The 13,133-nt window shown below is 51.5% G+C and carries 11 protein-coding genes; all 11 read right to left on the bottom strand.

The genetic code is table 11. From position 1 onward, the window contains the following. Positions 1–2 precede the first annotated feature (2 nt). On the bottom strand, positions 3–509 hold the full coding sequence (locus ACXAF9_RS03390) for a flagellar basal body-associated FliL family protein (RefSeq protein WP_475070391.1): 507 nt from the start codon (positions 507–509) through the stop codon (positions 3–5). A gap of 148 nt (positions 510–657) precedes the next feature. Beyond that, positions 658–2,754, bottom strand: coding sequence for a flagellar hook-length control protein FliK (locus tag ACXAF9_RS03395; protein ID WP_475070394.1), 2,097 nt, complete (start codon positions 2,752–2,754; stop codon positions 658–660). A gap of 53 nt (positions 2,755–2,807) precedes the next feature. Beyond that, positions 2,808–3,260 (bottom strand): flagellar export protein FliJ, encoded by a 453-nt coding sequence (fliJ, locus tag ACXAF9_RS03400; protein WP_475070398.1) that lies wholly within the window; start codon positions 3,258–3,260, stop codon positions 2,808–2,810. Positions 3,261–3,270: 10 nt separating this feature from the next. Further along, positions 3,271–4,632: a flagellar protein export ATPase FliI gene (fliI, locus tag ACXAF9_RS03405; RefSeq protein ID WP_475070399.1), complete on the bottom strand. Its 1,362-nt coding sequence runs from the start codon at positions 4,630–4,632 to the stop codon at positions 3,271–3,273. Beyond that, positions 4,616–5,422, bottom strand: a complete 807-nt coding sequence (locus ACXAF9_RS03410) for a FliH/SctL family protein (protein WP_475070402.1) — start codon at positions 5,420–5,422, stop codon at positions 4,616–4,618. Before ACXAF9_RS03410 ends, fliI begins: the two co-directional genes overlap by 17 nt. Positions 5,423–5,459: 37 nt before the next feature. Next, entirely contained in the window at positions 5,460–6,461 is a 1,002-nt protein-coding gene (gene fliG, locus ACXAF9_RS03415) for a flagellar motor switch protein FliG (RefSeq protein ID WP_475070406.1), read from the bottom strand. Beyond that, a complete protein-coding gene (fliF, locus tag ACXAF9_RS03420; RefSeq protein ID WP_475070408.1) occupies positions 6,454–8,127 on the bottom strand; it encodes a flagellar basal-body MS-ring/collar protein FliF in 1,674 nt (557 codons plus the stop codon). Before fliF ends, fliG begins: the two co-directional genes overlap by 8 nt. 42 nt (positions 8,128–8,169) lie before the next feature. Further along, on the bottom strand, positions 8,170–8,529 hold the full coding sequence (fliE, locus tag ACXAF9_RS03425) for a flagellar hook-basal body complex protein FliE (RefSeq protein WP_475070411.1): 360 nt from the start codon (positions 8,527–8,529) through the stop codon (positions 8,170–8,172). Between the two features lie 203 nt (positions 8,530–8,732). Then, positions 8,733–9,362 (bottom strand): 3'-5' exonuclease, encoded by a 630-nt coding sequence (locus tag ACXAF9_RS03430; protein ID WP_475070413.1) that lies wholly within the window; start codon positions 9,360–9,362, stop codon positions 8,733–8,735. A 4-nt stretch (positions 9,363–9,366) separates the two neighbouring features. Then, positions 9,367–11,199 (bottom strand): putative nucleotidyltransferase substrate binding domain-containing protein, encoded by a 1,833-nt coding sequence (locus ACXAF9_RS03435; RefSeq protein ID WP_475070415.1) that lies wholly within the window; start codon positions 11,197–11,199, stop codon positions 9,367–9,369. 100 nt (positions 11,200–11,299) lie between these two features. Further along, positions 11,300–13,108: a sodium:solute symporter family protein gene (locus ACXAF9_RS03440; protein WP_475070417.1), complete on the bottom strand. Its 1,809-nt coding sequence runs from the start codon at positions 13,106–13,108 to the stop codon at positions 11,300–11,302. Between the last annotated feature and the right edge of the window lie 25 nt (positions 13,109–13,133).

Here is a 13,133-nt window from a genome sequence, read left to right on the forward strand (position 1 = left end):
TACTATTGCATCACCAAGTTGGTAAACAGGATCTTCTCGATGCCGGGACGGCCGATCTTTTCCTGCAATATACCTTTAACCAGTTCGGTGGATGCATCCTGAAGTTGATGTTTACCTTCGATGCTCATCAGCTCATCAAACGATTGAGTTGCAAAGAGATTATTCAATCTCGCCACAATCAGCGGCATATGCAAGGTCAATGTATCGGCCACGAGTTGATCACGGCTTTTGGCTTCGACATACACTTGCATGTAATGCGATTTACCATCGGACGATTGAAGCGTGGCCACAAACGAAGGCTTACCCTCCAGTGTACGGATTTTTGTGTAAATTGCCTCTTTTTTTATGGTCTCGACTTCGACGATAACTTCCTCTTTAGGCCCTCCAAGGAAGAAGAAAGCCGCACCACCGGCAGCACCGGCACCCATCAGCACACCTAGGACGATAAAAATGATCAGTTTCTTTTTCGATTTGCCGCCCGTTTCTTCGGCTGCTTGTTCTTCCGCCATGGAACTCCCCTCTTTTAACAATCACACTGAGTCGGCATTTTTGATGCCTTGGCGGTAATTCACTATAGCACAACTTCGAGAATTCAAACGGAAGTTCGCTTTTTCATCCTCTCTAAGTGATTGATTTATGGTTGAGATCCAAAAAAAGTTAAGCATAGTAGTCAACCAAGGAGACAGAGCCACTCTGAACAGAGGTTGCAATCTCATCTCCGGCATCATCCCCCAGCAGACCATTACCTGCCTGACCATAGCCTTGGCCGTTACCACGCCCCTCGGCCTGAGCTTGAGAACGATCCGCACCTTGATCTCCCACGTTCGCATCCCCTAGCTGCAGCCCTTGCTCGGACAGCATCTCTCGAAGACGCGGCACACTTTGCTCAACCGCATCGCGCACATGAGCGTGTGGCGAGCTAAACGTCACACTGACCTGCTGATCAGCCGACACGTGCAGTTTCACTTGCAAGGCCCCAAGCTCCGGCGGGTCTAATTGCAGCGTAGCCGACTGTAAGCGCTGATTGCTCGCCCACACGATGCGCTCTGATAAGGCTTGCGACCAGCCCTCTTGCCCTGGCGCCATACCGGCTGGCATGTTCATATTCACTTGCGAGGTTCCACGTTGCGCCCACTGCGTAGACTGGCTCAGCGACGCTAAAGGGGATTCGGTACCGACTCGCGTACTGGCTTCTTTAGGAGCGGCACCGTCATCCGCCCCAGTCGAATCATTCTGAGGGCTCATCGACTGTTGAAGATCCGCTTGTGGCTTCGTGGTATTGACGTTTAAAAGATCGGATCTGGCCTGGGCTGTCTTTGGCGATGACTCCCCATCTGAAGCCAGCGACACCGTTGCCCCTTTCAAAAGATCATCCGCGGATTCATCACCCACGACATCGGTCATTGAGACACTGACCGTTGATCGATCCGCATCAACAGACAGGGATGCGGCCGATACGCTGCTGGTTGTTCTCGCATTGTTGGCAACCTGAGCCGGAGTGACATCTGGACGCCCTGCACTGATCCAAGGCGTATCAGTCTCAGTTGTGGATGAGGCTTGTGTGGACTCGGCGATTTGTGCTGCTTGGATAGACAGCTCATCCAGCACGGTGTCAGAAGCTTCGCTGGCTTGCTGACTGACACGCTCAGCATCAAGCATCGGCTGATTGCTCGGCGGCATCATACCCTCAACCCATTTACCGGCTTGATCAGGCGTGACGCTGACGCTCATATCAACCCACTGCCCCTCACTCCCTTGTGCATTCATCGCAGAGGTTTGAGTGTTTTGAGGCTGAGTCACATTTTCTTTGGCTGTAGTGGCCCATTCAGATACACGGGCCATCCATTCGGTAACGCGCTCTTGCACCGTCACACTGGAAGACTCAGCACTCAGCAACGACGAATCGGTCTCAGCACTTGCCTCGCTTTCTTGTGCGGTTTGCGCCAAGGCTGTATTCAAAAAGGCATCTAACCCAGCGGTATAGCTGGTCGCCTCGCCGTCGGTTGACGTTTCTGATTCAAGCGATGGCAATTGGGATTCAATTTGATCTTTTAGGGCATCGAGCTCATCCAGCAGCGCCGTCAACGACTGCAACAAGGTGTTTTGCTCGCTACCGGTCTCTGACAGCCCCTCTTGCGTATCCACTGCCGTTTGAAGTTGCTCCGACATCGCCTGCATGGCTTGCTGCGCCTGCTCTAAAAAACGCTGCATCTGGGCCGTCCAGTCAGATACATCAAAGCTACTGCTCAAAAGGCCTGACTGCTCTGTTAAACCGTTTTGCGCCAGCACTTGATTCATCAGACCATCAATATCGAGCCCATCGGATGAATCCAGCAAAGAGGTAAAGCCATCAAAACCGGTTTGCCCTTGCAGGGATTGCCACTGACCTTGCAAAGCGGCAAGTGACTCATCAAAGGAGGTCAGTGAAAGCGGCAAGAAATTTCCGCCACTGCCGTCATCGCCGTTTCCGGTTGCCATCCAGCCAGTTTGCTGCGACATCGACGCTTGATAGGAAGCCGTTTTTAACCAAGCCACCGCCTCGGCAGGCAGCTCGCCACCGGATTGTTGAATGGACGACCATTCGCTTAATTGCTGGTAAAACGTTGATCCTGTTGAGGATATCCCAGCAAGCCCTGATTGCGAACCGAGTGCTCCAAGACCTGAAAGGCCACTGGATAGACCGCTCAGAGAGGAGCCAGAATTTAAGCCGCCAATTGACAGCAATGCGTTGGATAAACCGGGTTGAGTTGCCATAAGCTTTTCACCTGTTTGATGATCAAAAGGTAATCAGCAAAAAGAGTGCCAAACTAATCGGGTTCGCTGGAGGATAAACGCTGAGAGCGCTCATCAAGGGATTTTTGCAGGGCTTTCTCGACATCAGCGGCTTCTTGGTCACGCGCTTTTTCAGTCAGCCCTTCTAACGCGCGGTGCCGTCCGTAGGTTTGTGACCAGAACTGCTTAACACGCGTGAGCTGCTCCTGATTCACCTTCATGGTTTTTTTATGCTGCTCGATGGTATCGGCAATCTTGTTCATAAAGGCTTGGTAATTGGCAATCTCTGCACCGTTCATGCCAGAGCGTAACGCAGTCAGGTACTGGTTCTGATATTCCGATAAGTACTGCTCTAGCTGTTGCAACTGAGTTTTATCAAGCTCGACCCGCTTTAGCTGCTCCCCCAAAAAACGTTCCGCTTCCTGCTTACGTTTTTCAGCCAAGTCTGTCACCAGCTGCAATCGCTGGGAGCGTTTTTTTTCAGCCATAACCGTTCAATCAACCTCGTCGCGGTTCAGGCGGCTGCAACGAGACGGCCAACATATGAAGACTCTCTTCGACGTTGATCTGCTCCCGAAGGCCCTGCTGCAAGAATTGGCGAAAGGTTGGCATTTTTTCGATCGCAAAATCGGTATCTGGGTCGCTACCGCGGGCATAGGCCCCCACCGCGATCAAATCGGCGTTTTGCTGATATTTGGAAAAAAGCTGCTTAAAGCGCATCGCCGCTTTCATGTGATCATCCGACACAATCGATGGCATCGCACGACTAATGGACGCCTCGATATCAATCGCCGGATAGTGCCCTTGCTCTGCCAAACGACGGGACAACACAATATGTCCATCCAAGATCGCCCTTGCCGAATCGGCGACAGGGTCTTGCTGGTCATCCCCTTCGGTGAGGACAGTATAGAAAGCGGTAATCGAACCTTGCCCGGTCGCATCATTACCTGCCCGCTCGACCAGTTTAGGCAGTTTGGCAAATACGGATGGCGGATACCCCTTGGTCGCTGGCGGCTCACCAATGGCTAAGGCAATCTCACGCTGGGCTTGGGCATAACGGGTGAGCGAATCCACCAACAAAAGAACACTTTTACCTTGAGCGCGAAAATACTCCGCAATACGCGTGGTTAACTGGGACGCCCGAAGCCGCATTAAGGGCGAATCATCCGCAGGGGAAGCCACCACCACTGAGCGCGCTAAACCTTCTGGTCCAAGGTTATGCTCGATAAACTCTTTGACCTCACGACCCCGCTCACCTATGAGGCCTACCACTGTGATATCCGCCGAGGTTGCGCGGGTCATCATGCCAAGCAACACCGACTTACCCACACCTGAGCCTGCAAACAAACCCAAACGCTGACCTTTACCGACTGTCAGCAACGCATTAATGGCCTTAATACCCACATTAAGCGTTTCATGAATCGGGTGGCGCTCAAGAGGGTTTATGATTTCACCGGCCATGGAAACCGAATAAGGGTTCCCAAGCGGGCCTCTTCCATCAATGGGCTCCCCCACACCATTTAAAACCCGACCTAATAATTCAAACCCCACAGGGACATTTCGCTCGGCGGTCATCGGTGCAACGCGTGCTCCTGAGGATAATCCATCCACCGGTTGCAACGGCATCAAGTAACTTTTAGCGCCGTTAAACCCAACAACCTCGGCCTCAATCCACTGGCTGGGGTTCAGCTGAATCTGGCAGGTATCACCAATGGCAACCTGAAGCCCTTCCGCTTCGATGGTTAAGCCAATAAGACGAGTAACACGACCTTCAACACGTGGTTTTGGTGGGCGAAACGGGGCTTGAGTCAGCGAGTCTATCGCTTGATCAAACGCCGAAAAGTCAGTCGACTGACTCATCGGCGCGATCTTCTGGAGGGGTTGCCGCCTCTTCGGACGGGGTATTCATAGCAAGCGCAATACGCTCTTTTAACTCAGACACAACTTGGTCTAAACGCGTCTCTAAGTAAGCGTCAATTTGGGTGGCATCGGCTTTAACGAAACAGCCGCCTTGGGAAACAGATTCACTTGGCACAAGCGTCGCTGGCGCATCAATCTCTTGTAACACCGTTTGAAGCGTCGCTTGATCGGCTGGGTGTACTTTAATCGTGATCTGACCGGGCTTATCTGGCAGGCAGGCTAACGCCTCTTTCACGACGGGGATCAACGCCTCTGGTGATTGCTTAGCCGCATGCGGTAGAACAGCCTCGGCTACCTTAATACCCGTCAACGCAGCCGCTTCTGCTAAGCGCTGCTGATGGGCATTCATAGGCTCGGCCATCGCAGCCATTAAGGCATCGAGCTTTGCCAAGCGCTCGGCAATCTCTTGCTCAGCTTGCTTTAGGCCGGCATCGTAGCCTTCTTGATGCCCCTCTTTTACACCCACTTCGTGACCGGCCTCTCGTCCGGCCTCGTAGCCTTCAAGGTGCGCCTGCTCCCGGATGTTTTCAATCTCAGAGACCGTGATACGCTCTGGACTGAGCTCTTCATCGGCTACGGTCACATTTGGGTCTTGATGAGACTTTGCGGTATTGGGTGGGATAACTCGATGCGCAAGCGCAGCACCACGCGACTCGGTTTTGCTCACATCGGGCAAAACCCAAGCCTCGAAGGGCACTTCATCATCTACACTTACGACTTTTTGTGACATGGTCCAACACCGCTATTGATTGGCGAGCACTGCCATTTTACAGCATCGCTTCGCCGCCGCCACCCAGCATGATTTCACCTTCATCGGCCAGACGACGCGCAACGACCAGAATCTCTTTCTGAGCTTCTTCCACTTCGCTGACACGTACAGGGCCTTTGGCTTCAAGGTCATCACGCAACAGCTCGGCTGCACGTTTGGACATGTTTCGGAAGATTTTTTCCTGCAAGGAGGTATCCGAGCCTTTCAGTGCCAGGATCAACACATCGCTTGCGATCTCACGCAGGATCACCTGAATGGCACGATCATCCACGTCAATTAAGTTATCAAAGACAAACATGAGCTCTTGGATCTGGTTCGCCAAGTTTTCATCGGTCTCTTTGATGCCTTCCATCAACTCGGCTTCAATCGAGCTTTCGATCAAGTTCATGATGTCAGATGTGTGCTTCAAGCCGCCCATTGTTCGGTATTGACCCGCCGAGCTGCTGCTCTGCCCTTCGAGCATTTCGTTAAGCTCTTGCAGGGCTTGTGGCTGGATACGATCCATGGATGCGACACGCATGATGATGTCCAAACGCACCTTGTCATCAAAGTAACTCAGGACAGTGGCCGCTTGATCGGGTTCTAGATACGCAATGATGACCGATTGAATCTGAGGGTGCTCGTTTCGAATCGTTTCGGCGATTTGACGCGGCTCCATCCAGCGCATTGTATCCAGACCCGAAGTGTTTGTGGTCATTAAGATACGATCAATCAGAGTTTTGGCTTTTTCTTCGCCTAACGCCTGATTCAACATGGCGCGAATGTAGCGGTCGTTGTTGATACCGATGCCCGTTTGGTCGCGAACCACATCCATGAAATCATCGACCACACCCTCAACACGCGATTGATGGATGTTATCGAGCTCTTTCATCGCCTCGCCGATCATCTGAACCTGCTTTGGTCCTAGATATTTCAGCACCTCGGCCGCGTCTTCTTCACCCAGACTGATCATCAGGATGGCGGCTTTCTCAAGGTCGGTAAACTCTTCCTGATCACTCATCCTGCTTTAACCACTGTTTGACCGCTTGTGCAACACGCGCCGGGTCTTCGGCGATCATGCTGCGCACCGCGTTTAACTGAAACTCAAAACTTTCACTTGGGGTCGGCAACAAACCGTCGTTACGTCCACCGAAGGTGACTTTATCATCCGACAAGTCATTGCTATCCAAGGACTCTAGTTCGGCGGCGACCTCATCGGTTTCATCGCCCGGCAACCCTGGCACAATCGCCCCAGTGGTTGCTAAGTTTTTCAGTATAGGTCGTAAAATACCAAACACCATCAGGAGCACAAACAAGACCGCACCCACCTGACGTGCAATATCCCACACCCAAGGCTGCTTCCAGATAGGCAGCTCGATATCCTCTAAAGGCGTTTCAGGCACAAATGGGGAGTTGATCACGTTCACACTGTCGCCACGTTGCGCCGAAAAACCAACGGCGTCTTGCACCAAGATGCGTAAGCGCTGCAACTCGTTTTCTGTCCACGGCATGCGTGTTGGCTCGCCTGTAGCAGGGTCTGTTGTGGTGAGATCATCCACCACGACCGCAACGGTTAAGCGATCCACTCGGCCACTTTGATGACGCGTGTAGGAGATGGAGCGATCCAACTCAAAGTTACGCGTGGCTTGGGACTTACTGCTACCCGGCGTTGTTGCCGCGCCACCTGCACCTTCACCGTTGGCAACCTCAGGCACAGCCGTCGGCCCTGGCGGCTGATTGGACAGCGCACCTGGTACGCCTTCTGGATTAGCGCCGCCTACGCGGGTTTCATCCAATGTTTGCTCGCTTCGAAGAGCCGGCAGATCCGGGTTGTACATCTCGTCGGTTTGCTCGACTTGCGTAAAGTCGATGTCCGCTGATACTTCGGCACGGTAGTTACCTTGCCCAACCACCGGCATCAATATGCTGTTCACACGGTTCAGCAGCGTTTCCTCAACCTTACGGGAGTACTCAAACTGCTTGGCCGCCAATACGACATCTTCATCTTCGTCACGGCTATTCAGCAGATGACCACGCTGATCCACAACCGTCACATTTTTGACATCCAACGAAGGCACCGAAGATGCGACCAAGTTCGCAATAGCCGCCACTTGAGTCCGCTCAAGCTTTCGGCCAGAAAAGAGTTCAACAAACACCGACGCGCTTGGCTGCTTTTGATCCCGAACAAACACACTGTCTTTTGGTATCGCCAGATGAACACGGGCGTTTCGCACCGACAACAAGCTTCCGATGGTACGCGCAAGCTCCCCTTCTAACCCTCGGCGATATCGAGCGCTTTCCATAAACTGGCTGACGCCAAGAGGTTGCTCTTGATCGAGCAGTTCAAAGCCTACGGTTTTATCGGCTGTAAACCCTTCCGACGCTAAACGAAGGCGTGCTTGGTGTACGTACTCGTTCGGGACAAGAATGGCGCGGGCATCACCTTCAAAGTGATAAGGAATGTTATAAAGACGGAGTTGCTCGATCACTTGGTTCGCATCAGCAAACTCAAGGTTGGAGAACAAGACTCGATAATCTGGGGATTTAGACCATAAGACCACCGCAAAGCCGATCGCGATACTGGCGGCCAAACCCACCATCAAACCAAACTGACGTAAAATTGACAGTTTATTAAAACCGGCAATCAGTCCGCCTGAAGGTTGTACCGTTACTGTGCTCTCAGCCATGCTCGTATGTTAGAAATCGTTGTCGTTATTGTTAAAGCCGAATTAGATAGACATATTCATGACATCTTCGTACGCCGTCACTAAACGGTTCCGCACTTCTGTCATTGCTTGGAATGACACCGACGCTTTTTGCAATTGAATCATCACTTGGGTGAGCTCTACGCTGCTATCACCCTGCTCATAGGCTGTTGCCAACCGAGAGGCTTCCATTTGAGTGTTGTTAACCGTATTGACGGCATTTTTGAGCAAGGTGCCGAAGCTGTTTTCGCCATCCACTCTCGATACGGATTCTTGCGGCTGCATTGCCGTTGGCATCTGCGCAGCAGACACGCCGGTCTGGGCCATATCTTTCATTGCCCGCATCTGCATTAGCACACTTTGGATATCCGTACGCTCAATCATAACAACACCCCAAGCGACAAGTTTTTGACATTATATGTTAAAAACGTCGGTTAACAAGCCAGTGATTCATTTTCTGACGCCGTTTATTTGACATCTGCGGCACTTATTTGCCGTTTCGTATGTTTATATGCAATTTTTAAGCCAACACTTGTTTAAAGTACCAGAAAAACGAATCAGGAGGGAGAAGTCAGTTGATGTGGTGCTTAACACGCCACATCAGGGGGAGCGCCATGCTTCAACCGCAGGTACATCAATGCAACGGTGATCGCATCACCCAACGCGGTGTGCCGCTCTAAGATAGGGATATCCAGTTTTTGCGAGATGGTATCAAAACGAAGATCAATGTCCCCGCCAACCGAGCGCCATTTAATGATGTCGTGATACACATGCGAAAGCTCGATCGCTTTATTGGGCAGACCAAAGCCAAATAACGGTCTTAAAAACTTATCCAATACGCGAATATCGTAATTAACGTAATAGCCCAGAATCGGACGATTCCCGATAAACGCCAAAACTTGCTTTAAGGCCTCTCCCAGCTCCACACCGTCCTCAAGGTCCGCAGCGCGCAGCTTATGTACCACGATGGATTCCCCCGTCAGGGATTTAGGCGGTTTAAGTTTGATGTCCAAACGCTCGCTGGTTCTGACTCGGCGACCTTTTACGATCACGGCACCAATCGAGAGGATCTCCGCCTCTTTGACATTTAAAGAGGTGGTTTCGCAATCCAGTGACACAACCTCGTCACCATCATAAGGTTCAAAAAGCGCAGCGTACGGCCCGCTTTTGTGATCCATCCTGTCTTTTATTCTTTTTATACTTCTGGGGATGATCATGGGTTTATCGACTCCCTAAGTGATATCTCAACTCAAGATGTTTTTTAAAGCCTTTCACAACATGAAACGCGTCACGAAGTAGATCTCGTTCCATTTTATCTAAGGATTGCAGATCTAGGGTATTAGGCGTTGGGTCAATCCCTTGGGCCTGCTCTTCTGCTCGTTTAATTTGCTGTCGCAGGCGAAGCTGAATAAAAAGCCCTAGCGCTTCGGTAAGATCCCGCGCGTGCTCCTCTTTCATCACACCCGCCTCAACCAGCGCCTCAATCCGCTTAAAAGTGTTGGTGGCAAGAATACGATGCTCCAGCGCCAATGTTCTGACACCGTGAACAATGGGGAAGATCCCGCCCTTTTTAATATCCAACTGTCCCTTCTCTTTTAAGTTACCAAAGAAGGTTAAGGGCGTTGCAAACTCTAGCGCGGCTTTGGCAAAGTGAGTAAAAAAGAGATCGTTATTTTTCAAAAATTTAAAGAACCAATTACGCCCCGCTTTAAAGAGAGCCGGATTGCCAGCCACCGGTTTCGCATCCACCGCGATGGCAAGGTTCATTTGATCCTCCTCTTTCCAGCTAGACGACCAATCTGAGAGCTTTTGCGTCCAATCCCCTAACGAGTTTACCCACGCTGGGTTCGAAACCATGATGTTGCCTGGGCATTTTGGATAACCAAACTCGATCAACTTGGCCGAAAACTCATTCAGCACCGCTTGCATCTTAGGCCACACCAGCCCCTCTCGATAAATAATGGCGTTGTCTTGGTCGGTTTTCATGATCTGCTCACCTCGCCCCTCGGAGCCCATCACAATCAAGCACACGTGCGGCTGCATATCCTCTGGCACAAGGAGATCAAACAACTTTGCCATGATTCGCCCGTTCATTGCCGACAATAGATCCATCGCAAAACGGACTTTTACGCCATAGGACACCAAGGATTTGATCAGCTCATTTAAGCCTTTGGCGGCTTCGTGCAGATCCTCCACCGTTTGGGCGCGCTCGATGCGCAATCCAATCACATGCGAGTGACTCGAAAAGAAACTGAGCACATCGGTCAAATCAACAATGCCAGTCAGCTCCTGCCCTTCCATCACGACGATGCGCTCAATACGTTGCTGCGTCATGGTAATAAGGGCGTTGAACAGGTAATCATCCGGTGTGGTGGTGATCAAACGATAAGTCGCAATGTCAGCCACCGGCGTATTGAGCGGTTTTTCCTGAATCACCGATGCATTCAAAAGATCCGTTCCGGTCACCATGCCATAGCGTGAGCCACGTTTAACCAAGCAACAATCCGCTTTGTGCTCGCGCATCATCAAGGTAGCTTCTTTTATACTGGTATTTTCCAGCACGATTAACGGATCACGAACCACACCTTCGCCAACCCGAGCCAACATAAACTCCGCCATGTCTTGGCTGGCGCCGTGCTGTTCGACAATTTCGGCTTTGACACTGAGGTTTTGTTGAAAGTAATCGGCAAATAAGGGGTTAGTCGACACCAAATCCAACACCGTTTTGGTTGGAATGATGTGGCAGATGGTCTCTTCCTCGGCGATAAAGTTATGAATCGCTTTTCCTTTTATCGCTGACCAAGAGCCAAAGTAATCTTCGTTTTCGTACTCAACGTAGATCTGTTGAATACTTTCGCCATCTTCCTCTTTGGACTCGCTTTCTGAGACACGGCCTTTGAGAATCACATGCACCCCTTCGGGCACATCGCCTGCGGCCATGATCACCTCGCCTTTTTGAAAGTAAGCGATGTCCAGATGCTCGCCGAGCACTTTTTGTTCGGATTCGCTCAGTAAGCTAAATGGCAGGTTATCCATGTTAAACGAGGTAGGCATCACACACTCCTTTGCTGTCTAAAAGAGTTTTATCATCTGACAAAAAAGGCGCACCGAGAGTCGGCGCGCCTTTGATCGATCCTATTTGGGAGAGGATCTTTTAGTGAGCGTGAGCATCACCTGCGCCACGCGGGATACGTAGATCTTCCACGATACGCTGCATCTCTTCTGATGGCGGAGGTGTCATTTTCGCAACCACAATCGCTACGATGAAGTGCAATACCATACCGATCGCACCGAAGCCACCAGGACCAATGCCCATGAAGTAGTCTGCTTTATCACCACCACCGAACACGAAGTACCACATGTAGCCAACGGTCGTGATCAGACCTACCAACATACCTGCGATGGCACCTTGAGTGTTCATGCGCTTGTAGAAGATACCCAACATGATGACCGGGAAGACCGAGGCACATGCGATACCGAAGGCCAACGCCACCACCTGAGCCACGAAGCCAGGAGGGTTGATACCGAAGTAACCTGCGATACAGATCGCCACCACAGCCGCCAAACGAGCGTACATAAGTTCTTGTTTGTCGGTGATGTTTGGATTGATGGTTTTCTTCATCAAGTCATGCGATATCGCGGTCGAGATAACCAACAGGAGACCGGCTGCCGTTGAGAGTGCCGCCGCTACCGCACCGGCCGCTACCAGAGCGATAACCCAGGCTGGCAACTGAGCAATGTCAGGGTTCGCCAGTACCATGATGTCACGGTCAACGTAGACTTCGTTCGCAAACGGTTGTTTCGCTGCATCAAACTCAGCGCCTTCCAGTGCATTGGATGCCAAACGCTCGCCGTGAGTACCACGCTCGTCCGTCAGAGCAGGCTTACCGCCTTTTGAGTCGAACGCATCGCCCGCCGCGTATTGCACAAGGCCATCGCCGTTACGATCATTCCACGCCAGAAGACCTGCGTTTTCCCAGTTTTTGAACCAGCTAGGCATCTGCTCGTAAGCGGTACCTGTGTTTTCAGGACCGTTCAGTGTGTTGATCAGATTCACACGACCAAAGCCTGCAACACCCGGTGCTGCTGTATAAAGAATCGCGATGAAGATCAGCGCCCAACCAGCAGAGGTACGAGCATCTTTCACACGTGGAACCGTGAAGAAACGTACGATAACGTGTGGCAGACCTGCCGTACCGCACATCAGAGCGACGGTTAAGCAGAAGATATCGATGGTCGACATTTTACCGGCCGTGTACTGGGCAAAACCGAGATCAACCGACAGTTGGTCAAGCGTTGCCAGAACGGATTGACCGCTTTCAAGCGTCGCACCCAAACCGATTTGCGGCAGGATGTGGCCTGTTACCTGAGCCGACAGGAAGAACGCCGGTACCGTAAACGCCAGGATCAGTACGCAGTACTGCGCCACCTGGGTGTAGGTGATGCCTTTCATACCACCCAATACCGCGTAGAAGAAGACGATCGCCATACCAATGACAACGCCAAGCTCGATGTCAACGTGAAGGTAGCGTGAGAATACGATACCCACACCGCGCATCTGGCCAGCTACATACGTGAAGCAGATAACAATGGTACATATCACCGCAATGGTACGCGCCACGTTGGACTCGTAACGGTCACCCACAAAGTCAGGCACGGTAAATTTACCGAACTTACGCAAGTAAGGTGCCAGTAACAGAGCCAAGAGTACATAACCGCCTGTCCAGCCCATCAAGTAAGCTGAACCGTCACGACCGATGAACGAGATCAAACCCGCCATGGAGATGAAAGACGCCGCTGACATCCAGTCAGCTGCCGTTGCCATGCCGTTCGCTACTGGGTGAACCCCGCCGCCTGCGACATAGAACTCTTTAGTTGAACCAGCACGCGCCCAAACCGCGATGCCGATATACAGGAGGAACGACCCCCCGATAAACAGATAAGAGAGAACATCTACACTCATTTTTTCGCCGTCCTGTAATTTTTAT

This window comes from Neptunomonas sp. ABH4_499 (assembly GCF_056160565.1).